The following is a 21,919-nucleotide window of genomic DNA, read 5'->3' on the forward strand; positions in this document are numbered from 1 at the left end:
TTTTTATTGGTTAAAGGAGAACATCAAAATGGAACATACTGCTGATCTACGCTCCTTCGGGCGCTACGCCTCACTGAACGTGCTTGGCATGCTGGGGCTTTCCTGCTATATCCTTGCGGATACCTTTTTCGTCTCCTGCGGGATGGGCGCGAACGGGCTTGCCGCTCTCAACATCGCTATCCCCGCCTACAATCTACTCAACGGCCTGGGGTTGATGATTGGTGTCGGTGGCGCGACCCGCTATACCGTCAGCTGCGCCCAATGCGACAACATATCCGCGGATCGCGCGTTTACGCATGCCGTCGGACTCGGCCTTGCAGTAGGCTTGCTTTTTATGCTGATCGGGCTGGCTGGCGCGGCACCGGTTTCTCGTCTTTTAGGCGCAGATGCCGACACCTTTCCCCTGACCAGCGTTTATCTGCGCACCCTGCTCAGTTTCGCGCCTTTTTTTGTGATGAACAATGTATTACTTGCCTTTGTCCGCAATGACGGCGCGCCTGGGCGCGCTATGTGCGGTATGATAGTCGGCAGCTTGTCCAATGTTGTTTTGGACTATGTATTCATTTTCCCCTGCGACTGGGGCATGTTTGGCGCGGCTTTCGCCACTGGGCTTTCCCCAATTATCAGTCTGCTGATCCTTTCCGGCCATCTGCGCAGCCCTGTCCGCGGCTTTCATCTGTGCCGAGTGCGGCCGCAGGGCCGCCTGCTCGCTTCGATCTGCGCGTCCGGCATCTCTTCTTTCGTCGGGGAGCTTTCCTCCGCCGTCGTGCTGTTTTTATTCAATTTCGTCCTGCTGCGGATTTCCGGCAATACCGGCGTTGCGGCATACGGTATCGTCGCCAATCTGGCTCTGGTGGCCATCGCGATCTTTCAAGGCCTGTCGACCGGCATGCAGCCCCTTGTCAGCCACAGCAGCGGCCTGAACGACCACGGCGCGCTTCGCCGTTTCTACCGGTACGGCATCACGTCATCGCTCGCGATTGCCACGCTGCTTTATGTGCTGGTTTTCGTATTTGCCGCCCCCATTACCGCAGTGTTCAACAGCGAAAACAACGCGGTCCTCGCCGGCTACGCGGTCACCGGACTGCGCATCTATTTCTGCGGCTTTTGGTTCGCCGGCTGCAATATCGTCTCTTCTATCTTTTTCAGCGCGTCAGGGCGTTCCGCACAGGGATTCCTGCTCTCCATGCTCCGCGGCGTAATTGCAATTGTGCCGTTCCTCTTCCTTTTGACCGCATGGTTCGGTATCACGGGCGTTTGGGTCGCCTTTCCGGCAACCGAGCTGTTCACTTTCCTGTTCACCGCCGTATGCGCTGCGAAAGCGTTCCGTCGCACTGCGTAAAAAGACAGCCTCCGGTTATCCGGAGGCTGTCTTTTCATTTTGCTCACATACGGTTTTAAAGCGCTTCCACCAGTGATTTGAACAGCTTGCCGCGCTCCATAAAATTTTTGAACCGGTCAAATGACGCGCTGGCTGGACTCATGATGACCATATCGCCCGACTGCGCCTGCGCCTGTGCTTCGCGCACGGCGGTTTCGAGGTCCGGAACCTCAATGATCGGCGGGTGTTCCCCTTCGGCCGCCAGCACGCAGTCGCGTATCTTTGGTGCGGTCGCGCCGGTCAGGATCAGGGTCTTGACATGGGTGCAGATCGGCCCGCCCAGCACATCATAAGGGATGTGTTTATCATAGCCGCCCGCAATCAGGATCACTTTCTGCTGAAAGGATTCCAGGCCAGCGATCGTGCGCGTTGGGCTGGAAGCAATCGAATCGTTATAATATTTGACGCCGTCCTTTTCCCGCACGAATTCGATCCGGTGCTCCACCCCGCCAAAGGTCGTCGCAACCGCGCGGATATCGTCGTCCGGCACATACCCCTGCACAACGGCCGCAGCCATCATCATGTTGTATACGTTGTGCGCGCCGGGAATACGGATATCCGCCGCCGACATCAGCGCACGGCGCGTACCGTCCTCCGAAATATACAGCATATCATCTTTCAGAAACACACCGTTCGCAAGCTCCTGCGTTTTGCTGGTGCAGAACAGGTTGCCGGAAGCGTGCAGCGAACGGGTAACCTCGTCATCCAGATTGAGCACCAAACGGTCATCCGCTTTCTGGTTAAGGTAAATAGCCGTTTTCGCCTGCACATACTCGTCAAAATCCTTGTGGTAATCCAGGTGGTTGGGCGTCAGATTGGTAATCGCCGCAATGTGCGGCGAATGCCGCATCCCCATGAGCTGGAACGACGAAAGCTCGACAACAGCAAGATCCCTTTCCTGCATCTCATTTACGCGCGGCAACAGCGGTGTGCCGATGTTGCCGCCCAGATGCACGGTGTAGCCCGCATGCTTTAACATTTCGCTCACCAATGTTGTCGTGGTCGTTTTGCCGTCCGAGCCTGTGATACCGATGATCGGACACGGGCAGACCGCGAAGAAAAGCTCCATTTCGCTTGTGATCTCCGAGCCATTCTGCCGCGCATTTTCCAGAAAACGCGGATGCACGCCCGGCGTGCGGAAGATCACGTCCTCGTCCAGCGCTTCCAGGTAATGCTCGCCCAGCACGAAGTCCACGCCCAGCGTCGCCAGCGTTGCATAGCCGTCGCCAAGCTCTGTCGGGGTCTTTTTATCATGTACCGTCACACAGACTCCCGCCGCGCGCAACATGCGGATGAGCGGCATATTGCTAACGCCCGCGCCGATTACGCCGACCCGTTTATCCGACAGGCCGCCGAGATATTGTTCCAAAGCTGTCATAATAATGCGTCCACCGCCTTTTTCTCGATGTACAGTATAACCGATTTCATCCAATTTTGCAAGTACAGGTTTGACGGGAACGCTTTTTTGGGGTATACTGGATACCGTGACTGGTGCAGACGGTCGCGTGCGTTATGCATGAGGAAAGTCCGGGCTGCGCAGGGCAAGGATAACGGATAACGTCCGCCGGGGGCGACCCCAGGAATAGTGCAACAGAGAAATACCGCCGCGTCTCCGTAATGAAGACTCGGTAAGGGTGGAAAGGCGAGGTAAGGGCTCACCGCGCCCCATGGCAACATGGGGGGCCTGTAAACTCTATCCGCAGCAACGCCGACAGGGACTATGGGCGGCCCGTCCGTCCCGACTGGCGGCTTGAGGCGCGCGGCGACGCGCGTCCCAGATAGATGACCGTCCAATACAGAACCCGGCTTACAGCACCAGTCATGACACGTCAAAAAAGCGCTCCATACGGAGCGCTTTTTCCTTTTCTTCCCTATCAGTTCAGCAGCCAGATGGCGCAATTCAGATATCCGGCAAACAACAGCCACAGGATGTAGGGTGCGAGCAGCCATGCCGCCAACTTCCGTATCCTGCCAAACGCCGCCACGGCAGCCAGTACCAGCGCAAGCAGAAGCAGCAGCCACAGGAACGACACCCCATACCAGCCGCGGCCAAAGAAGAGTAACGGCCAGACAAAATTTACCGCAAGCTGTCCACCGTACAGTGTCAGCGCGCGCTTCTTGTCCTGACGCGCCGCGTCCGATTTCCAGACCAACCAGCACGCGACCCCCATCAGAATATATAGCACCGTCCATACCGCTGGAAACACCCATGCCGGCGGCGCAAGCGGCGGCTGTATCAAAGCCCCATACTGGTCCATGCTGCCCATGGTGAGCCATGCGGACAGCCCGCCGACCGCAAGCGGCAGCAAAATACTGGCAACCAGCAATTTGCATCAGCTCCTTTCCCCTGCTGTTTCAGGGTATGGAGCTTTTCCGGCGTTTATGTATTTTTCTCTATCCAAAGGTGCGCCGCAGTTTTTCCCGCTCCTCCGGTTTTTCCACCCAGTTCTCAACATAGCCGCAGTCATAGCAGACATAGCGGATCACCGGTACCTTGCCGAGCAGCGTCGCCCTTGTCGTGTAAATATTGTTTCCGCTGGCATAGCGGTACGGATTATCAGAGATGCGGATGCTGTGGGTCCCGCCGCACTTCGGGCATTTTGCGCCGTTTTTCATACCGGTTCCCTCCTTCCCTCAGAGCAGGCCAAGCAGCAGCATTTTCGTTACCTACAGCGCGTCGTCCGTAACCTTCCTATCCTCCTCGTACTCCGCAACCGGACAGGTTTCCGCATCCGTGTCGCAGGCTTTTCCACAGTATTCGCAAAACTTCATTTCAAAGCTCCTTTTTCCGGTAAAGCCGCACGCTGACCCGATAACACAACAGGTATACCATCAGCGCGACCGCCAGACAGCCCAACAGCAAAAAGACAAAGCGCCTTTCATCCACTCCGGCAAGCCAGCGTCCCGCTGCCGCCAGCAACGGTATCCGGATTTCCAGGCTTACTGCGGCAAACACCAGCGCCAGCGGAAGAAAAAATGCAGCCAGCATGATATACCCCGCCTTTTGGATGCCCCATTTAAACGCTACCGCCATCTCCACACCGATCATAATAACCGCGACCGCTTCACAGGCCAGCACGGACACATAATTTTCCATCAACGCCTGCGGCTGCCCATGCGCCAGACAGTAAAACGTGGCAAATACCAGACTGCACGCAAACAGCGTCAGATTGACGGCCAGCGCCAGCAAAAAACGGCTTGCCACCACCTCGTGCCGCAGGATGGGCAGCGACAGGCTCAGACGGTCCCAGCCGGCGGACTGCTCCGCCGAAAAAGCTGTACTGGGGAACATATACCCCATAACGACAAGCATGGAAAAGAAAAAGATCGGCTGCTCGGCTATGACCGCCCATACCAGAAAAATCACCGGCGCAAGCAGCATAGACTTGATGGAAAGGCGAAAATTCATCCAGTCCGCATATAATATCGCTTTCATCGAGCGCTCTCTCCTTTACAGCTCAGTCCTTTGATAGATTTTCAGGCTGATCAGATAGCAGATAAGGTATACGGCGACGCCGACCGTTACCGCCGCCGTAATCAGCAGGCCGAGCCGCGCTTCTTCCGCCGCATCCAGCCATCGGGCGGCCGCCTCGAACACCTCGCCAAAGCCGGGCAGCTTTTCGAGTACAAACATCCCCAACACCGGCACCCAGACGCACGCCATAACGATATACCGGCCTTTTTCGATGCCAAACCGAAAGGTGACCGCCATCAGCACCCCCATCAGGAGCAGGGATACCGCCTCGCACACGAGCAAGCCCGCCAAAACCTCGGCTAGACTGGTTGACGAGTCATAAAACACGCAGTATGCCGACGCCAGCGCCGAACCGATCCCCAGCAGTGCCAAGTTGATCAGCACGCCGATCAAAAATTTGCTGCCGACCACATCGCGCCGCAGGATGGGCAGCGACAGGCTCAGGCGGTTCCATCCATACGCCTGATCTGCGGCGAACAGCGTCGTCGGTATCATGATGCTGAGCATCACTACGATAAAGTTGAAAAACATCAGCTTGTTCCACACCAGCGCGGTCGCGGCAAACACCACCAAGACGAACAGAATCGAGCGGATAGACTGCCGGAAGTTCATCCAGTCCGCATACAGCATCGCTTTCATCGCTGCTCCTCCCCTCTGGTCAGGAACAGCATAATCTGCTCGATATTGGCGGCCTCGACCGGCCAGTTTGCCGGCACACTATCCCTGCGCACCAGCGCCTCGCAGCCAAACGCCCCAATCCTTTTCGCACGCATGGCCGACGGCTCCAGCGCGGAAAGCTGCTCCGCCGTGCAGCGCAGCACGCCGAAAGTATCCAGCAGCTCGTCACGCGGCTCGCTCAGCAGAACGCGCCCCTGATGGATAAAAGTGATATGATCCGCGATCTTATCCAGATCGCTCGTGATATGGCTGGACAGCAAAATCGCGTGGCTGTCCTCCTGCATAAAATCGTAGAACAGGTCGAGCACCTCGTCGCGCACCACAGGGTCCAGTCCGCTGGTCGGTTCGTCCATAATCAGCAATTCCGCTCCGTGCGACAGCGCCGCCGCGATGGAAACCTTCATCCGCATCCCCTTGGAATAATCCTTGATCTTTTTATTACGGTCGATCCCAAAGCGTTCCATAAAGCGGAAGAACTGCTCGGACTGCCAGCTTTGATAGGCCTTGCCCATCAGCACATCCACATGCCGGGCGGTCAGCGTGTTCAGGAAGCAGCCGTCCTCGAGCACCACGCCGATACGCTCCTTCACCGCGCGCTCTTCTGCTATATTGTCCAGCCCCAGCACCTTGATCGCACCCGCGTCCCGCCGGATCAGGTTGAGCACCGCTTTGATCGTGGTGGTCTTACCCGCGCCGTTTTCCCCGATGAAGCCCATCACAACGCCGCGCGGAAGCATAAAGCTCACGTCCTGCAGGGCAAACCCATCATAATGCTTGTACAGCCCATTTATCTCCAATGCGTTTTCCATCATGTTTCCTCCTCAAACAATGTTTCCGCGATCCCCAGGAACTCCGCCTTATCCAGATTGCCCAGATGGGCGGCGCGCACCGCCGCTATCAGGTGTTCCTCCACCACGCGGAGCTGCTCCTCGCGCAGCAACTCGGTATTGCACGGCGCGACAAAGCTGCCGCGGCCGGTCTGGGTAATGATAAAACCCTCCCGCTCCAATTCCTCATAGGCGCGCTTGGTTGTGATCACGCTGATGCGCAGCTCCTTTGCCAGCAGGCGCATGGAGGGCAAAGCCTCCCCCGCAGTCAGCTCCCCGCCGACGATCTTGGCCTTGATCTGCCGTACGATCTGCTCATAAATCGGCGTTCCATCCATATTGGACAGGATTATCTCCATTCCATCCTCTCCCCCCGTTTTGTATATATCCATTATATACAATAGTCACGCCATGTCAAGAGGGTTCTTCAAAATATTTTTTGTTTGAAATGACGAAATCTTTTTCTTGTGTTTGTGCAAAAAGCACGTTATACTATTTAACGCGGACAGGATTGTCCCGATTTCAAACGATACAGGCATTACGTCCGCGTTACCGGACAACTTACATTTTTTACAATTTGCTATCTCCTTTTACCTTTCTTTTTTACTTTTTACAGGAAAAGGCAGCCGGAAACCGGCTGCCTTTTCTCTTTCTTATTTTCCTCCGCGTAAAGCATAGAGCGGGAATTGAATGCGGACCTTAAACAAATCCCCGTCCACATCGACTGACAGCGTGCCGCCGCAGGCCTCCACATAGCTTTTCGCAATCGCAAGCCCCAGGCCGCTCCCTTCAGTCGAGCGCGCTTCGTCGCCGCGGACAAACCGCTCCGTGATTTCGCTCGCGTCAAAATCCATCGCATAGTTTGCGGTGTTTTTGATTTCAATCACTGCGGTTTCCTCCCGTTCGTAAACCGAAACGAAGACGCGCGTACCTGCCAACGCGTATTTCACGCAGTTCCCGATCAGGTTTTCCAGCACACGGGACATTTTTTTGCCATCCGCCCAGACCGGCACCTCATGCTCCGGTATATCCACCTTGAGCGTCAGTTTGCCTCCCACGATCGACTGGTCCTGTTCGCCAAGCGCCTGCCGGACGAGCGTGCAGGCGTCCAGCCGTTCGCACTCCATCTGTTCCGCGCCTGACTGTACCTTGGAGATATCGAACAGGTCGCTCGTCAGGTTTTTGAGCCGCAGCCCCTTCTGATGGATGATTTTTGCATAGTCGTTTGCTTCCTCCGGCGTCAAATGCTCCTGACACAGCAGGTCGGCGTAATTCAGGATAGAGGTGAGCGGGGTTTTCAGGTCATGGCTGACATTCGTAATCAGCTCGCTCTTCATCCGTTCCGCGCGGATCTCGTTCTGCAGCGCGGTCTGCATCCCGTCGCCCAGGGAGTTGATATCCTCCGCCATCTCGGAGAAGACGCCGGCCGGCATGTTTTCCAACTTATATTCCAATTCGCCGCCGCGCAGACGCCGCAACGCTTCCACAACACATTCAAAGCCATTGATACGGCTGAGCAGGAACCATGCCGCCGCCGCAAACCAGACCACGCCGAGGATAAAGACCAAAACGCCCTCACCGTAATCTATCATCAGGCCGAACATCATCGCCAGAAGGGAAAGTATGACCGAATATCCCAAAAATATCAGCAGTACATTGCGGGTCTTGTAATTTTTCAGGATTTTTCTCCATACGCTGTTCCCGCCGCGGCCAATGGCATGCCAGCCGCGGCGCAGCAGGTCGGCCAGCCAGAACCAGAGCCGTTTAACCGTCCTCCAGCACCAGCGGCAGGCCCTAAGAATGAACGAGTGCTGTACAAAGCTCCGGTTTTTCAAATTCCGCACCAGAGAAAGCGACAGCTCGACTGCCAGCGCGAACGCGCCGATAAACAAAATGATGCTCGGCAGCAGGAACCACCACATGCCGCCCATGTCCCTTTGCTGCATCCCTTCAAATATCACATAGATATTGAACGCCCCTGCCGCGATCGGCAGTCCAAACAGCAGCAGCAAATTAAGCTCGATAAAAAGGCGGTCAATGGTGACCAGATGGACAGCTTCGTCCTCCCCTGTGCGTCCGGTAACAAACAGCAGACAGATATACGCGATCACCGCCAGCAGGCACAAAACGACCAGGTTACGCAGTATCCCCATCAACGCGCCGCGCTGCGCCGACCATTGCGCCGCATATTCCGCGGCCTGTTCTTCTGTGATGCGCACATAGATCACGCTGTTTTCCGGCACATCCTCTTCCCTGTATACTCCCGACGACGGATCGACATAGGAATACTGCAATGGCATAAACATGTAATCCCCACTAAAATACAAGGTACCGTCCGCCTGCGCCACGGCAAAAAACAGGGACGACGCGGCCTCTTCCTCCGTTAAATCGCTGTTTTTCAGTACACGGTCGCCCATGCGTCCATAATAGTCGCCGATAAAATTCGCCCCACTGAACCGCCGGTCGAAAGTCTCCTGATCCAGCCCCTCGTGCAGCGCGTAGTCTAAATCCGCTACCGTGGTACTGACCAAACCATTCACCAATTGGGAATCCTCAAACCGGTCTTCCAGCCGGTATACCAGCTCGCTGTCGTTCGACCAGCGAAGCATATTCATTATCCCATATTCGGCCTGCGTGACCGCGCCCGCCACGCAGCCAACAACAACCAGAAACGCGACCAGCTTTGCCGCTGTGCTGCGGAATATCTTTTTCACCGTCATGCTCCTTCGCTCCTCTCTATCTTATAGCCCACGCCCCATACAACCTTGAGGTATCGCGGCTCTTTCGGGTTGATCTCGATTTTTTCCCTAATATGACGGATGTGTACCGCAATTGCATTGTCCGACACGATCTCGTCGTTCCACACTTGCCGGTATATTTCCTCGGTTGAGAACACCTTGCCCGGGTGGCGGCAGAGCAGCTCCAGTATTTTATATTCCAGCGGCGTGAGCCGGACGCTTTCCCCATCTACCGTCACAATCTTGCTCTCGATATCCAGCACCAAGCCGCGAATCGCAATCTGCTTTTCCGTTACCTGCATCGCGCCCAGCTGGGTGTACCGCCGAAGCTGGCTTTTTACGCGGGCAACCATCTCGGAAGGATTGAACGGTTTTGTGATATAATCGTCCGCGCCCGCCGTGAGGCCAAGTATCTTGTCCGCGTCCTCACTTTTTGCGGATATTAAAATGATTGGTATATTTTTGCTCTCCCGCACCTTGAGCAGCGTCTTGATCCCATCCATTTCCGGCATCATAATGTCAAGCAGCAGCAGATGCACCGTGCGGCTCATCAGGATATCGAGCGCTTCCAAGCCGTTATATGCCTTTTCCACCGCATAGCCTTCTGCTTTCAGAAATATCCCGATACTGTCCACGATCTCCCTATCGTCGTCCACCACCAGTATTTTCAATTGCTCCATGCTTTCCCCCTCCTCTGCGTTTTATCTTATCAGAGCTTTCTGTTGATTTCCGTTATAAAATTCTTGAGATTTTATTAAGATTTTGCTTTCTTCCGGATACAAAAAAAGAGACGCCCCAAGGCGTCTCTTCTTTCAGTTGGAGGTACCACCCAGAATCGAACTGGGGATCAGGGAGTTGCAGTCCCACGCCTTACCGCTTGGCTATGGTACCATTCCAGTATAAGGATTGTAATGGAGCGGCTGACGAGGCTCGAACTCGCTACCTCCACCTTGGCAAGGTGGCGCTCTACCAGATGAGCTACAGCCGCATATAAATGGTGCCTCCGGGCGGAATCGAACCACCGACACGGGGATTTTCAGTCCCCTGCTCTACCGACTGAGCTACAGAGGCAAATCTTCTTCAGCCGATTCCGACCAAAGAAATGGCGACCCGGATGGGACTTGAACCCACGGCCTCCAGCGTGACAGGCTGGCGCTCTAACCAACTGAGCTACCGGGCCGGATCGCCGCCGCCGTACTCACCAGCGGCGAGATTTATTATATCGAAGATTACGCAAAATGTCAACAGTTTTTTTGCTATTTTTTCATTTTTCCGCGTGCGCCAAAAGCTGCTGCAATTCCCCGCGGCTGAAGGTATATATCTTATCGCAGAACTGGCAGGTCACTTCGCTTTTTTCCTGCTCCGCCGCCATTTGAGACAGTTCCTTTTTCCCCATGCTGATCAGCGCACGCTCGACCTTTTCCCTGCTACAGGCACAGCGGTAGCCGATCTCATCGGTCTGCAAAAAATCCACATCAAACCCATCGAGTACCGCCTGTATAATCTCCTCCAGGGTCATCCCCTGTTCGAGCATGGCAGTCATGGGCTGGAGCTTGGCAAGGTTGGCCTCCAGCCGGTCGATATCCTTGTCCTGCACGCCCGGCATTAGCTGCACCAGCCAGCCGCCCGCACACTTTACTGTCCGGTCGGTATCCACCAGCACGCCCAGCGCGCAAGCGGAAGGAATCTGCTCACTCTCCGCGAAATAACGCGTCAGATCCTCGGCTATCTCGCCGTTTACCAGCGCGACTGTCCCTGTAACCGGATCCTTCAGTCCAATATCTTTAATAACCATCAGGTAGCCGCGACCCACGCCGCCGCCCACATCCAGTTTGCCATCCGCCCGCAGCGGCAGGTCGGCCGACGGGTCCTGCAGGTAGCCGCGCACATACCCATCCGCATCGCCCACACAGACGATCGCGCCCAGCGGGCCGTTTCCCTTGACCTGTACGGTCACGGAGCCGTCCGGCGTCTTAAGCTGGCTGCCCATGATCGCAGTCGCAGTCAGCGTGCGCCCAAGCGCGGCGGTCGCCAGCGGCGTTGCGCTGTGAATCTGCCGCGCGCGTTCGACCAGACCGGTCGTTCTGGCTGCGGAAATTTGAATGCCTGCGTCGCGGGCAAGCGCGCGGAGTAATAAATCGCTCATAAATTTTTAATCTCTCTTTCGTGCTGTAAAATAAATCCGGTCTTCGCCGCCACGAACCGGCGCAAATTCCTGATCCCCATAGATTTTGATTTCGCTGAAACCGGCTCGTTCCAGCATCGCGGTCAGCATTTCAGCCGTATAGATTCGCTCCTCATGCGTTTCCTGCGCACGTGTCCAGTTTTCCCCGCTGCGCTCGAAGATATCGAACTGATAGGCGCACAATCCGTCCTCCACCGCGGCCTGCCATGCGCAGAACACATCCTCGTCCTCCCGCACATAGCAATTTCCGTCCATGCGCGCGAACTTTTCCGGTGTATTGATATCGAACACAAAAAGGCCGCTCCCCGGCTCGAGAAAAAGATGCACCCGATCGAACGCCTGCTGTAATGTTTCCGGCTCGGTCACATAATTAACGCTGTCCAAGCAGCACAGGCATACGTCCACCGTACCATACAGGTCGAGCGCCTCCATCCGTTGATTGAGAAACAGCGGCCTGGGATCGCAGTTCATCGTATTCTGCATGGCCTGCATCAGCATATCGGGCGACGCATCCACCCCGATCATCTCATAGCCGCGCTGGGCGAGTATGCCGGTCAGGCTTCCCGTGCCGCAGGCCAGGTCGAGCACCAGCTTCGGCTGCATCCCTTCGCGCGCGAACAGGCGCTCAAAAAAATCCGCCCAGCGCGCATAGCCCACGTCATCGGTAAACCGGTCGTAGTATGCCGACAGGGTTTGATAACTATTCATGGTCTTCTTTCAGGCGGTCCAGCATTCTGCGGTAGCCATCCGAGCCATACACCAGGCATTTATTGACGCGGCTAATCGTCGCCGTGGATGCGCCGGTTTCCTGCACAATGTCGCTGTAAATGCGCCCCTCATCCAGCATGCGCGCCACCTGGAAGCGCTGCACCATCGCGCGCAATTCAGCGATCGTACACAGGTCCTCAAAGAAGTCGTAGCATTCCTCTACCGTTTTGAGCTTCAAAATCCCTCGAAAAAGGATATCCATATCCTCGTCTTTCAATTTCCGGTTCAACCCCATTTCCTCCTTTCGAAAAATCTTTCTCATTATGATGTATTTATTATAGCACAGCGCTTTCATAGTGTAAAGTATGAAAAAAGCGAACCGCCCCTCCTGACCGCTGCACAGGCTGCCTCAAGAGAAAAACAGGCCGCATCCTTGACGGATACGGCCTGTTCTTATTGCAATTTACAGCTTACGCCTTGCCGTTGCAGCCCAGAACGTTGATCAGCTTGTGGGTGACCATGTCCTTGACAGCCTGGCGCGCAGGCTTGAGGTACTGGCGGGGATCGAAGTGATCCGGATGCGCGTCAAAGTACTCGCGAATGGTAGCGGTAATCGCCAGACGGATATCAGAATCGATATTGATCTTGCAGACGGAAAGCTGTGCGGCATGGCGCAGTTCCTCTTCCGGAATACCGATCGCATCCGGCATCTTGCCGCCATGCGCGTTGATCATCTGGACGAAATCCTGCGGAACCGAGGAGGAACCGTGGAGTACGATCGGGAAGCCCGGCAGGCGCTTAGATACCTCTTCCAGAACGTCGAAGCGCAGCGGAGGCGGAACCAGAATGCCCTGCTCGTTGCGGGTACACTGGTCGGGCGTGAACTTATAAGCGCCGTGGCTGGTGCCGATCGCAATTGCCAGCGAGTCGCATCCAGTGCGGGTGACGAACTCCTCAACCTCTTCCGGATGGGTGTAGGAGGAATCCTCCGCGGACACCTTAACGTCGTCCTCAACGCCGGCCAGCGTTCCCAGCTCAGCCTCTACGACAACGCCGTGCGCATGCGCATACTCAACGACCTTTTTGGTGATCTCAACGTTCTCATCAAACGGCTTGCTGCTGGCGTCGATCATAACTGAGGTAAAGCCGCCGTCGATGCAGGCCTTGCAGGTCTCAAAGTCCGGACCATGATCAAGATGCAGCGCGATCGGGACATCCGGACACTCAATAACTGCAGCCTCTACCATCTTGACGAGGTAGGTGTGGTTCGCATAAGCGCGCGCGCCCTTGGAAACCTGCAGAACAACAGGGGCTTTCTGCTCCTGGCAGGCCTCGGTGATGCCCTGAACAATTTCCATGTTGTTCACGTTGAAAGCGCCGACAGCGTAGCCGCCGTCATAGGCCTTCTTAAACATCTCAGCAGTAGTAACTAATGGCATGGTAAACTTCCTTTCCTAACAAACAAATTAGCCTAAGCTGAATTCTCCCTTTATTTTAGCAGGGTACATTCATAAAATCAAGTCCAGCGCACAAAAAACCAACCAAAAATTGCTTGCTGTTCCCGTGTCCGGCAGCCTGTCCAAAAAATTCGGATTTGCATTGATTTTATTGCGTTTTTATGATACCCTTTAGAATGAAAGAGAATGCAGAGTATTGCGCCCTGATTCTCAACTTTGTTAGGAGGTATATCATTATGAGTGAACTGAAAGGCGCTTGCGTCATCGGCCAGTCGGGTGGCCCGACTTCGGTCATCAACTCTTCTGTTCTGGGTGCGCTGGAAACCGCGCTGGACAACCCGTCCATCACCCGTGTCTTCGGCATGGCGCACGGCATCAAGGGCTTGCTGAACGACGAACTGTACGATATCGATAAGGAAGACCGCGAGGAGCTGGCGCTCCTGCGTTACACCCCGTCCTCTGCCCTCGGCTCCTGCCGCTACAAGCTGGCCGATCCCGATGTGGACGACACCGATTACAAGCGCATTCTTGAAATCTTCAAAAAGTACGACATCCGTTATTTCTTCTATAACGGCGGCAACGATTCGATGGATACCTGCAACAAGGTTTCCAAGTATATGATGAAGTCCGGCTATGAGTGCCGCGTCATGGGTATCCCGAAGACGATCGACAACGACCTGTTCGGCACCGACCACTGCCCGGGCTTCGCTTCCGCCGCCAAATATATCGCCACCTCTTGCATGGAAATCTACCAGGATGCGCGCGTGTATGACACCGGCATGGTCTGCATCGTCGAGATCATGGGCCGCCACGCCGGCTGGCTGGCCGGTGCGGCCGGTCTGGCTACCGCTATGGGCGCGGGTCCGGATCTGGTCTACCTGCCGGAGACCGACTTCGACATGAAGAAGTTCCTGGCCGACGTCAAGCGCATTTATGAAGAGAAGGGCAACTGCTTGGTCGCGGTTTCCGAAGGCATCCACTATGCGGACGGTTCTTTCGTATCCGAGGCAAAGACCTCCGCGACCGACGGCTTTGGCCACGCCCAGCTTGGCGGTCTGGCCTCCATGCTGGCCGATACGGTCAAGAACGAGCTTGGCTGCAAGGTCCGCGGCATCGAGCTGTCCCTGCTGCAGCGTTGCGCGGCGCACTGCGCTTCCAAGACCGACGTGGACGAGTCCTATATGGCGGGCAAGGCTGCGGTTGAAAACGCGGTAGCAGGCAAGACCGACTATATGCCGGGCTTCCAGTGTACCCGCGACGAGAACGGCTACAAGTGCGAAATCGAGCTGCTGCCGCTGAGCCAGGTTGCCAACACCGAGAAAAAGGTGCCGCGCGACTGGATCAACGAAGAAGGCAACGGCGTAAACGAAAAGTTTATCGAGTACGCAATGCCGCTGATCAACGGCGAAAACGTAGGCCCCAAAGTGAACGGCCTGCCGCGCTTTGCCAACCTCAAGAAGATCAAGGCGGAAGCGTAAAACAAAAATACGCGCTCTGCTGCGCGAAACAATGCCGAAAACAGGCAGAGCCGCCAGGCTCTGCCTGTTTTTATTTTCAAGGGGAGGGAACCTATATGACCAAACGCTATGTTACACCTCTGCTTGTCTCCTTATCAGTGGTTGTATGGCTGGCTGCCAGCCTGTATCTGACTGAAGTTTCCGTCCAGTATGACGACGCCGTCCTTTCCAATTCCTACTATTTTTGGTTTTACGCGCCGGCGGCGCTGATCGCAGGCTGCCTGAACAGCAGCAAAGCCGCGCCGCGAAAACCATCCCGCGCGGGCGATGTGCTGATCTTTTTTGTTTTCACAGGGCTTGCTTTCCTGCTTTTTTATCAGCCGGGCGGGATGCGGCGGCTGCCCTATCTGCTGTATGTCTGGTGGCTTGCCTTGCTGCTCCTTTTGCTGCTGCTTGCGGCACTGTACTGGCACATCCCATGCCGCCATCCCCAAAAGAAGCAGCGAACACAGACTCCTCTGCATGGGGCAGCCATCGTGGTGCTGCTGCTGTATCTCTCCATAGCGCTTGTCACTGCGCTCTATCTTGCCGTGCTGCATCCCGTCAGCGTGGAGCAAATCACGCCCATCGGCGAAGCGGAGGGCGGGCGCTTTATAGGCCGCATCACCGGCGACCGGTCACAGAATCCGCTCGGCGTTTACTTTTTCGCGGACGGCGACCGCTGGTACTATTACGACGTTTTGACCGGCGCGCCTGTCAGCTACGACTCCCCTGCACATCTTCATCCATCAAGGTGATCTAAGTATGATAGACATTATACAAGACACCTCCTTTTCCGCTCGCGGCATTCCTTTCGGCATCGCCGAGGTCGTTTATCCCGCGCGGCGCGAATGGGAGGAAGCCGCGTTCCGTGCGCTTGCCGAAAAAGAGCTTTCCGCATGCAAGGCCTGTTATGCAGATTACAACCGCAAGGCAGTCTTTGGGGAAAACCCTTATTTCCGTTTTTTCCGGAAATTTCGGAAAACCTATCCGGTTATGCAGCAGTTTGAATCCGTCCTGTTCAAGGGACGCCCATTTCCGGAGGTCAACCCGATCACTGAGGTACCATTCCTGCTCGAACTGTGTACGTTTGTCCTGTCCGGCACGCATGATATCGACCGTATGGACGGCCCCCTCACCCTGTTCTCTCCTGACGCCAGGCTACCGTTTGCCGGCATGCGCAGCGACAGCACGCACACCTATCCCGGCGACCTGTGCGGCCGCGACCACAGCGGGATCATCTTCAGCATGATCGCGGGCGCGGATACGCGCACCTGTGTTTGTCCGGAAAGCTTTCATGTGTTTTACCCTGTTTTCGGCACGCCGGACACGCCGCGGGAGCTGCTGCGGGACGCGCTGAACCGGCTTTCCGGCTACATCCGCACGCTCGCCCCCGATGCGGCGGTCGAGACTTGCCTGCTATGACCGCGTTACCGTTTTTCCGCTTTCAGGAGGCTTTTCAAAAAAGTCTCTTTTTTCTTGCAGTAATCCGCTCCTTTCACGCGTCAAATGATTGGAAAGGATGTGGAGCCGCTGTGGAAGCTGTCGAAAGCAACGCCCCCTCATACCTACAGGACGAGGACGGTTTTGCGCGCCTGCTCGACGACTGGGGCGACCAGCTGCTGCGCCTATGTACGCTTTATCTGAAAGACGTGCATTTAGCCGAGGACGCAGTACAAGAGACAATGCTCAAGGCGTGGCGCAGCGCCGGACAATTCCACGGCGGGGGCAGCGAAACGACCTGGATCACCCGCATCGCCATCAACGTATGCAAAAGCTATCTGCGCTCCCCTTGGAAGCGCCGCCGCGCACCCGCCGAAGAACTGGACGCGCTGCTTGCCCCCGCAGATGACCCTCATGTGGACGATACCCTGCCCCGCGCCATTCTGGCGCTTTCCCGCCCTTACCGCGAAGTCATCATCCTGCACTATTATCAGGAACTCAAAGCGCGCGAGATCGCCGATATCCTCCATGTGGATATCTCGACCGTCACCGCCCGCCTGTCCCGTGCCCGCAACAAGCTGCGCGAGAGCCTGAAAGGGTGGTACTATGATGAATAAGCGCAATATGAGGAGGGATCTCGATATGACCATGGCAAATATCACACTTTCACCCGAACGGCGCGCCCAAATCCTGCGCGGCGTCCGGCCACGCCGCGGAAAGGCCCTGTGTTGGACGACCGGCCGCATCCTGGTGGCCGCTGTTCTGGCGGTGCTGCTGACCTTCTCGGCGTTCGCCGCCGCTGTCCCTGCGCTCCGCACAGCGCTACAGAACGCGCTTGGCAGCTTCGCCGGACAAAGCCAAAGCCTTACTGGCATCGCTATGGAATACGACGGCATCGAGGTGCGGCCGGTGTCCGCACTCTCCAGCAGCACCTATGTCCGCATCTGGGCCGAGGTGCAGGACAAGACGGGCGACCGGTTGCGCGCGGATATGGATATTGACGGGTATGTCGCCGATGTCCCCACTTTGGGCGTATCGCAGTTCAGTCTGCCGCAGGTCATCTCGTATGATGAAGAAACCCACACCGCATTGATCGAATTTTCCAGCACCGGCTATGGCGTTACGGAAAACGTCCCTGTCTCTATTTGCTTTGATCGGTTCCAGCCCCGGCAGAAGATTTCCGACGTTTCGGTTCCGATCGAGCTGGTAACGGCGCAGACGTTGGCCAGCACCACCGCCCCTGACGGTTCGGTCGTCCTGGTCCCTGAGCAAACGCCTGTCGCGCTGGAGCATACCGATTCTGTTCGTTTGTCCTCTTTCGGCTTTGCCAACGATGGACGACTCCATTTGCAGTTGGCTTTCCTCAACGCTGCGAACAGGGAAGACAGCTATCTGATCACGACCGCGCGCAGCATTTCAGGGGGGAAAGACGATGCCGTCTACAACCAGGAGCTTGGCAACAGTATGTTTGAGGAAAACGGGATCTGGTATCAGGATATGTCTTTCAGCGTGTCTCCCTCGGATTTGGGCGACGTTACCTTTGACGATTTAGCTGGCACATTGCTTGTCCTGCCCCCGGTCACCGGCGAATGGTCCACGGATATCACCATCCGGCCGGTTGAAGAGATCACCTACTATCCCAACGTTCAGGTAGGCGGCGCTTTGGTGAAGGAGATTCGCGTCTCTGAAATCGGCTTCTACGCGCTCTCCTCCAGCCAAGGTACGATTTTAGGGTATCGTCCAACCTTTGCCATGACCAAGGACGGCAAAAAGCTCTATCTGACGAATAATTGTATTGAAAGCGGCTGGTGCATTGACGATTGGAATGGCAGCAGTGGAGCCGGCCACGCGATCGACCAATGGCTGTTTGACGAGCCGATCGACCCTGCAAGCATCGCTTCCCTCAATTTTGACGGAGTGACCGTTCCCCTGCAGTAAGCCTGTTGTAAAAAAATCCCCTCTTTTCAGAGGGGATTTTTTACGTCCTCCTTGCAGGAACATTTGTTCGGTGGTATAATAGCCACAGAACGTCCGGCACCGCTGCACGCCAGGCATCGGCAGTACCACAGAATCATCACCAAACGGAAAGGAGACGCGCTATGGAGCAGCAGACACTTTTCGGCGGGGACGATACCCGTCCGCTCGCGGCGCGGCTGCGGCCGCAGGAGCTCTCCGAATTCGCTGGGCAATCCCACCTGCTTGGGCCGGGCAAGGTGCTGCGCCGCCTGATTGAAAGCGACCGCATCAGCTCGATGATCTTCTGGGGGCCGCCCGGCGTGGGCAAAACCACGCTCGCGCGCATCATCGCGAACCATACTCGAGCGTCGTTCATCGACTTTTCCGCAGTCACCAGCGGCATCAAGGAAATCAAGCAGGTCATGCAGCAGGCGGAAGACAATCGCCGTTTCGGAGAGCGTACGATCGTATTCGTGGACGAGATACACCGCTTCAACAAAGCACAGCAGGATGCGTTCCTGCCCTTTGTCGAAAAAGGCAGCATCATCCTGATCGGGGCGACGACCGAAAACCCCTCCTTTGAGGTCAACGGCGCGCTTTTATCCCGCTGCAAGGTGTTCGTTTTGCAGGCGTTGGGTACGGACGATCTTACTTCCCTGCTCTCCCGCGCGCTCACTGACCCGCGCGGCTTTGGCGGACAGAAAATCCACATTGCGCCCGATATGCTGGAGGCGATCGCGAATTTTGCCAACGGCGACGCGCGCAGCGCGCTTTCCACACTCGAAATGGTTGTGCTGAACGGCGACGAGGCGGACGGCACGGTCACGGTAACGCCCGAAACGCTTGCGCAGTGCATTTCCAAAAAATCGTTGCTGTACGACAAAACCGGCGAGGAGCATTATAACCTGATCTCCGCGCTGCATAAGTCCATGCGCAACTCCGATCCGGACGCGGCGGTCTACTGGCTTGCGCGCATGCTCGAAGCGGGCGAGGACCCGCTCTATATCGCGCGCCGCGTGACCCGCTTTGCCAGTGAGGATATCGGCCTAGCGGATTCCCGCGCACTCGAGGTCGCGGTCGCGGCTTATCAGGCGTGCCATTTTATCGGCATGCCGGAATGCTCGGTCCACCTGACGCATGCGGTGGTGTATCTGTCGCTCGCGCCCAAGTCAAACGCATTGTATATGGCCTATGAAAGCGCGAAAAAGGACGCGCTTACCCAGCTCAGCGAACCAGTTCCGTTGGTCATCCGCAACGCGCCCACCCGCCTGATGAAAGAGCTGGATTACGGCAAAGGCTACCAATACGCCCATGACGCCGCCGATAAGCTGACCAATATGCAATGCCTTCCGGACTCTCTTGCAGGGCGGGAATACTACCGCCCGACCGAACAGGGACTGGAAGCCAAATACAAGGCCCGTCTGGAACAAATCAAGGAATGGAAGCGACAGCACCGCGCGAAATGAAAGGAGCCCCCTAATGAGAAAACGCCTATTCCCCTGTGTTTTCCTGCTGGCTGCGACGCTGCTCTGCGTCGCGCTCCCCTCTACCAGCTACCCGCTTTCCAGCGCAATCCCGACAGAATTTACCGTGTCGCCCGACGGCACGGCAACCGTCCGCGTATCGGTGGTTTCCAGTGTGGGCTATGTACGCGACTGCCGCATTGATACGCGTGACGACGGGCTGTATCTGACCTTTTACTCTACCTATGGTCTGAACAATCCAAATGGAGCACGGGATACTTTTACCATTTCCCTGCCCGCAGAATGCGATAGAATTTTCACCTACGGCGGCGGCCACAGCTATTATCCTGTCTATCAAAAGCATACTGAAGCCGAGGAATGGCAGCAGGTCTGAATCACAACAAGCAGGCGGCGGGAATTTCCCGCCGCCTGCTTGTTTTTTACTTTTGCAGCGTCTTGGCGAAGCTGTCCTTGAGAGTGACAATGCGGTTAAACCGCCCTGACTCCCGATCCTTGACATAATAGCCCATACGGACGAACTGAAAGCGCTCGCCCGCTTTCGCGTCCGCGAGAGCGGGCTCGAGTTTGCAGCCGGTCAGCTTTTTGAGGGAGTCCGGATTGAGGTAATCCAAATAGTCTTTCCCCTCAGGCAAATCGTTCGCGTTCTCAATCGTCAGCAGGTTATCGTACAGGTACAGGTCCGCATCGACCGCATGCGCGGCCGACACCCAATGGATCGTACCCTTGACCTTGCGGCCGTCCGCGGGCATCCCGTTCCCTGTCTCAAGGTCGGCGGTGCAGCGGATCTCGACGATCTCGCCGTTCCCGTCCTTGATAACCTCGTTGCATCTCACAATATACGCGCCCATCAGGCGCACCTCGCCGTCCGGCTTTAAGCGCTGGAACTTCGGGGGCGGCACCTCGGCAAAGTCGCTCTTTTCGATATACAACTCGTGCGTGAACGGCGCCTTGCGTGTACCAGCGGCCTCGTCGCGCGGGTTGTTCGGCACCTCAAATTCCTCGCACTGGTTCGCCGGATAGTTGGTAATAACCAGCTTGACCGGCTCGGTGACCGCCATGCGGCGCAGCGCGGTGTCGTTCAGCTCCTCACGGATACAGTGCTCAAGCAGCTTGATATCCACCAACGAATCCGCCTTGGCCACGCCCGCGCGCTGGACGAAATCCAGGATGGCGCTCGGCGTGTAGCCGCGGCGGCGTAGCGCGCACAGTGTGGGCATACGCGGGTCGTCCCAGCCCTCCACATGGTGCTCGAACACGAGCTGGCGCAGGTAACGCTTGCTCATGACCGTATGCGTCATGTTCAGACGGGCGAACTCGCGCTGCTTGGGATGATGCGGCAGCGGGCAGTTGTCCACGACCCACTCGTACAGCGGGCGGTGGTTTTCAAACTCGATCGAGCAGAGCGAATGCGTGATACCCTCGATCGCATCCTGAATCGGGTGGGCAAAGTCATACAGCGGATAGATACACCACTTATCCCCCTGACGGTGGTGGTGCGCCCGCACGATACGGTAAATCGCCGGATCGCGCAGGTTCATGTTCGGGCTGGCCATATCGATTTTGGCGCGCAGCGTTTTGGAACCATCCGCAAACTTGCCCGCGCGCATATCCGCGAACAGCTGCAGGTTCTCCTCCACCGGACGGTCGCGGTAGGGGCTGGGCTTGCCCTGCACGGTCAGCGAGCCGCGGTAGCTGCGCATCTCCTCCTGCGTCAGGTCGTCCACATAAGCCTTGCCAGCCTTGATGAGCGCCACCGCGCAGTCGTAGCAGGTTTCAAAATAATCCGATCCATAGAACACACCGCCCGTGGGTTCCTCGCCGGTCAGCCATTTGATATCCTCCCAGATGGAGTCCACATACTCTGTGTCCTCCTTAACCGGATTGGTGTCGTCATAACGGAGGTTGAATTTTCCGTTATACTTTTTCGAGATCGACCAGTTAATAAAGATCGCCTTGGCTGAACCGATATGCAGATAGCCGTTCGGCTCGGGTGGGAAGCGGGTATGGATCTGCTCGTTCAGCCCCGCCTCCAGGTCTGCGTCAATGATCTCGGTCAGAAAGTTACTTACGTTTTCCATCATAGCGTTATTA

At 56.3% G+C, this 21,919-nt stretch carries 22 protein-coding genes, 4 tRNA genes and 1 other RNA gene; 9 read left to right on the forward strand and 18 right to left on the reverse strand.

Annotation, left to right across the window (positions count from 1 at the left end):
* Nucleotides 1-28: 28 nt before the first annotated feature.
* Nucleotides 29-1,342 carry an MATE family efflux transporter gene (locus H8S45_RS01755; RefSeq protein WP_054326031.1) on the forward strand — a complete coding sequence of 438 codons (1,314 nt, stop codon included), beginning with the start codon at nucleotides 29-31 and terminating at the stop codon, nucleotides 1,340-1,342.
* Between the two features lie 55 nt (nucleotides 1,343-1,397).
* Here H8S45_RS01755 and murD read toward each other — a convergent pair whose 3' ends face one another.
* On the reverse strand, nucleotides 1,398-2,759 hold the full coding sequence (gene murD / locus H8S45_RS01760) for a UDP-N-acetylmuramoyl-L-alanine--D-glutamate ligase (RefSeq protein ID WP_054326032.1): 1,362 nt from the start codon (nucleotides 2,757-2,759) through the stop codon (nucleotides 1,398-1,400).
* Nucleotides 2,760-2,866: 107 nt separating this feature from the next.
* On the opposite strand from murD, the gene rnpB reads away from it, so the two are divergent.
* Nucleotides 2,867-3,207: RNase P RNA component class A (gene rnpB, locus H8S45_RS01765), an RNA gene on the forward strand.
* A 48-nt stretch (nucleotides 3,208-3,255) separates the two neighbouring features.
* Here the strand turns inward: rnpB and H8S45_RS01770 are convergent.
* From H8S45_RS01770 to fba, 16 genes are all read right to left on the reverse strand, one after another.
* On the reverse strand, nucleotides 3,256-3,708 hold the full coding sequence (locus H8S45_RS01770) for a TspO/MBR family protein (protein ID WP_054326033.1): 453 nt from the start codon (nucleotides 3,706-3,708) through the stop codon (nucleotides 3,256-3,258).
* Between the two features lie 67 nt (nucleotides 3,709-3,775).
* Nucleotides 3,776-3,997, reverse strand: coding sequence for a hypothetical protein (locus H8S45_RS01775; protein ID WP_054326034.1), 222 nt, complete (start codon nucleotides 3,995-3,997; stop codon nucleotides 3,776-3,778).
* A 157-nt stretch (nucleotides 3,998-4,154) separates the two neighbouring features.
* Entirely contained in the window at nucleotides 4,155-4,817 is a 663-nt protein-coding gene (locus tag H8S45_RS01780) for an ABC-2 transporter permease (RefSeq protein ID WP_054326035.1), read from the reverse strand.
* A gap of 15 nt (nucleotides 4,818-4,832) precedes the next feature.
* Nucleotides 4,833-5,495, reverse strand: coding sequence for an ABC-2 transporter permease (locus H8S45_RS01785; protein ID WP_147573710.1), 663 nt, complete (start codon nucleotides 5,493-5,495; stop codon nucleotides 4,833-4,835).
* Complete coding sequence (locus H8S45_RS01790) at nucleotides 5,492-6,346, reverse strand: ABC transporter ATP-binding protein (RefSeq protein WP_242977799.1); 855 nt, start codon at nucleotides 6,344-6,346, stop codon at nucleotides 5,492-5,494. The genes H8S45_RS01785 and H8S45_RS01790 overlap by 4 nt, the downstream gene beginning before the upstream one ends.
* Nucleotides 6,343-6,720, reverse strand: coding sequence for a GntR family transcriptional regulator (locus H8S45_RS01795; protein ID WP_054326038.1), 378 nt, complete (start codon nucleotides 6,718-6,720; stop codon nucleotides 6,343-6,345). The genes H8S45_RS01790 and H8S45_RS01795 overlap by 4 nt, the downstream gene beginning before the upstream one ends.
* A gap of 294 nt (nucleotides 6,721-7,014) precedes the next feature.
* The gene (locus tag H8S45_RS01800) at nucleotides 7,015-9,081 is read right to left on the reverse strand and encodes a sensor histidine kinase (protein ID WP_147573711.1); all 2,067 of its coding nucleotides are present in this window, start codon (nucleotides 9,079-9,081) and stop codon (nucleotides 7,015-7,017) included.
* A complete protein-coding gene (locus H8S45_RS01805; RefSeq protein WP_107632109.1) occupies nucleotides 9,078-9,770 on the reverse strand; it encodes a response regulator transcription factor in 693 nt (230 codons plus the stop codon). The genes H8S45_RS01800 and H8S45_RS01805 overlap by 4 nt, the downstream gene beginning before the upstream one ends.
* A gap of 146 nt (nucleotides 9,771-9,916) precedes the next feature.
* A tRNA-Cys gene (locus H8S45_RS01810) sits at nucleotides 9,917-9,990 on the reverse strand.
* 21 nt (nucleotides 9,991-10,011) lie between these two features.
* Nucleotides 10,012-10,087 (reverse strand) — tRNA-Gly (locus H8S45_RS01815).
* 7 nt (nucleotides 10,088-10,094) lie between these two features.
* Nucleotides 10,095-10,170, reverse strand: a tRNA-Phe gene (locus tag H8S45_RS01820).
* 32 nt (nucleotides 10,171-10,202) lie between these two features.
* Nucleotides 10,203-10,279, reverse strand: a tRNA-Asp gene (locus tag H8S45_RS01825).
* An 84-nt stretch (nucleotides 10,280-10,363) separates the two neighbouring features.
* On the reverse strand, nucleotides 10,364-11,245 hold the full coding sequence (gene hslO, locus H8S45_RS01830; protein ID WP_147573712.1) for an Hsp33 family molecular chaperone HslO: 882 nt from the start codon (nucleotides 11,243-11,245) through the stop codon (nucleotides 10,364-10,366).
* A 6-nt stretch (nucleotides 11,246-11,251) separates the two neighbouring features.
* Nucleotides 11,252-11,992 (reverse strand): class I SAM-dependent DNA methyltransferase, encoded by a 741-nt coding sequence (locus H8S45_RS01835; RefSeq protein ID WP_147573713.1) that lies wholly within the window; start codon nucleotides 11,990-11,992, stop codon nucleotides 11,252-11,254.
* The gene (locus H8S45_RS01840; RefSeq protein ID WP_054326081.1) at nucleotides 11,985-12,281 is read right to left on the reverse strand and encodes a YerC/YecD family TrpR-related protein; all 297 of its coding nucleotides are present in this window, start codon (nucleotides 12,279-12,281) and stop codon (nucleotides 11,985-11,987) included. The genes H8S45_RS01835 and H8S45_RS01840 overlap by 8 nt, the downstream gene beginning before the upstream one ends.
* Before the next feature lie 181 nt (nucleotides 12,282-12,462).
* A complete protein-coding gene (fba, locus tag H8S45_RS01845) occupies nucleotides 12,463-13,431 on the reverse strand; it encodes a class II fructose-1,6-bisphosphate aldolase (RefSeq protein WP_054326044.1) in 969 nt (322 codons plus the stop codon).
* 254 nt (nucleotides 13,432-13,685) lie between these two features.
* On the opposite strand from fba, the gene H8S45_RS01850 reads away from it, so the two are divergent.
* The 7 genes from H8S45_RS01850 (at nucleotide 13,686) to H8S45_RS01880 (ending at nucleotide 20,201) form a co-directional block, all read left to right on the forward strand.
* Entirely contained in the window at nucleotides 13,686-14,927 is a 1,242-nt protein-coding gene (locus tag H8S45_RS01850; protein ID WP_054326045.1) for a 6-phosphofructokinase, read from the forward strand.
* A gap of 95 nt (nucleotides 14,928-15,022) precedes the next feature.
* On the forward strand, nucleotides 15,023-15,703 hold the full coding sequence (locus tag H8S45_RS01855) for a hypothetical protein (RefSeq protein ID WP_054326046.1): 681 nt from the start codon (nucleotides 15,023-15,025) through the stop codon (nucleotides 15,701-15,703).
* 7 nt (nucleotides 15,704-15,710) lie between these two features.
* Entirely contained in the window at nucleotides 15,711-16,370 is a 660-nt protein-coding gene (locus H8S45_RS01860; RefSeq protein ID WP_147573714.1) for a hypothetical protein, read from the forward strand.
* A gap of 110 nt (nucleotides 16,371-16,480) precedes the next feature.
* Nucleotides 16,481-17,005 (forward strand): RNA polymerase sigma factor, encoded by a 525-nt coding sequence (locus H8S45_RS01865; RefSeq protein ID WP_054326048.1) that lies wholly within the window; start codon nucleotides 16,481-16,483, stop codon nucleotides 17,003-17,005.
* Between the two features lie 25 nt (nucleotides 17,006-17,030).
* On the forward strand, nucleotides 17,031-18,326 hold the full coding sequence (locus H8S45_RS01870; protein WP_054326049.1) for a hypothetical protein: 1,296 nt from the start codon (nucleotides 17,031-17,033) through the stop codon (nucleotides 18,324-18,326).
* 161 nt (nucleotides 18,327-18,487) lie between these two features.
* Nucleotides 18,488-19,810 carry a replication-associated recombination protein A gene (locus H8S45_RS01875; protein WP_054326050.1) on the forward strand — a complete coding sequence of 441 codons (1,323 nt, stop codon included), beginning with the start codon at nucleotides 18,488-18,490 and terminating at the stop codon, nucleotides 19,808-19,810.
* Between the two features lie 13 nt (nucleotides 19,811-19,823).
* Nucleotides 19,824-20,201, forward strand: a complete 378-nt coding sequence (locus H8S45_RS01880; RefSeq protein ID WP_054326051.1) for a hypothetical protein — start codon at nucleotides 19,824-19,826, stop codon at nucleotides 20,199-20,201.
* Between the two features lie 46 nt (nucleotides 20,202-20,247).
* Here the strand turns inward: H8S45_RS01880 and H8S45_RS01885 are convergent, their stop codons facing one another.
* Nucleotides 20,248-21,906 carry a glutamine--tRNA ligase/YqeY domain fusion protein gene (locus H8S45_RS01885; protein ID WP_054326082.1) on the reverse strand — a complete coding sequence of 553 codons (1,659 nt, stop codon included), beginning with the start codon at nucleotides 21,904-21,906 and terminating at the stop codon, nucleotides 20,248-20,250.
* Between the last annotated feature and the right edge of the window lie 13 nt (nucleotides 21,907-21,919).

The organism is Agathobaculum faecis, from assembly GCF_014287995.1.
Taxonomy (GTDB): domain Bacteria; phylum Bacillota; class Clostridia; order Oscillospirales; family Butyricicoccaceae; genus Agathobaculum; species Agathobaculum ammoniilyticum.

Coding starts and splice junctions, on each gene's coding strand:
- H8S45_RS01800 (WP_147573711.1), bottom strand. CDS start 9,081: ATGACGGTGAAAAAGATATTCCGCAGCACAGCGGCAAAGCTGGTCGCG.
- H8S45_RS01785 (WP_147573710.1), bottom strand. CDS start 5,495: ATGAAAGCGATGCTGTATGCGGACTGGATGAACTTCCGGCAGTCTATC.
- H8S45_RS01875 (WP_054326050.1), top strand. CDS start 18,488: ATGGAGCAGCAGACACTTTTCGGCGGGGACGATACCCGTCCGCTCGCG.
- H8S45_RS01885 (WP_054326082.1), bottom strand. CDS start 21,906: ATGGAAAACGTAAGTAACTTTCTGACCGAGATCATTGACGCAGACCTG.
- fba (WP_054326044.1), bottom strand. CDS start 13,431: ATGCCATTAGTTACTACTGCTGAGATGTTTAAGAAGGCCTATGACGGC.
- murD (WP_054326032.1), bottom strand. CDS start 2,759: ATGACAGCTTTGGAACAATATCTCGGCGGCCTGTCGGATAAACGGGTC.
- H8S45_RS01870 (WP_054326049.1), top strand. CDS start 17,031: ATGACCATGGCAAATATCACACTTTCACCCGAACGGCGCGCCCAAATC.
- H8S45_RS01795 (WP_054326038.1), bottom strand. CDS start 6,720: ATGGAGATAATCCTGTCCAATATGGATGGAACGCCGATTTATGAGCAG.
- H8S45_RS01835 (WP_147573713.1), bottom strand. CDS start 11,992: ATGAATAGTTATCAAACCCTGTCGGCATACTACGACCGGTTTACCGAT.
- H8S45_RS01850 (WP_054326045.1), top strand. CDS start 13,686: ATGAGTGAACTGAAAGGCGCTTGCGTCATCGGCCAGTCGGGTGGCCCG.
- H8S45_RS01775 (WP_054326034.1), bottom strand. CDS start 3,997: ATGAAAAACGGCGCAAAATGCCCGAAGTGCGGCGGGACCCACAGCATC.
- hslO (WP_147573712.1), bottom strand. CDS start 11,245: ATGAGCGATTTATTACTCCGCGCGCTTGCCCGCGACGCAGGCATTCAA.
- H8S45_RS01860 (WP_147573714.1), top strand. CDS start 15,711: ATGATAGACATTATACAAGACACCTCCTTTTCCGCTCGCGGCATTCCT.
- H8S45_RS01880 (WP_054326051.1), top strand. CDS start 19,824: ATGAGAAAACGCCTATTCCCCTGTGTTTTCCTGCTGGCTGCGACGCTG.
- H8S45_RS01755 (WP_054326031.1), top strand. CDS start 29: ATGGAACATACTGCTGATCTACGCTCCTTCGGGCGCTACGCCTCACTG.
- H8S45_RS01780 (WP_054326035.1), bottom strand. CDS start 4,817: ATGAAAGCGATATTATATGCGGACTGGATGAATTTTCGCCTTTCCATC.
- H8S45_RS01790 (WP_242977799.1), bottom strand. CDS start 6,346: ATGATGGAAAACGCATTGGAGATAAATGGGCTGTACAAGCATTATGAT.
- H8S45_RS01855 (WP_054326046.1), top strand. CDS start 15,023: ATGACCAAACGCTATGTTACACCTCTGCTTGTCTCCTTATCAGTGGTT.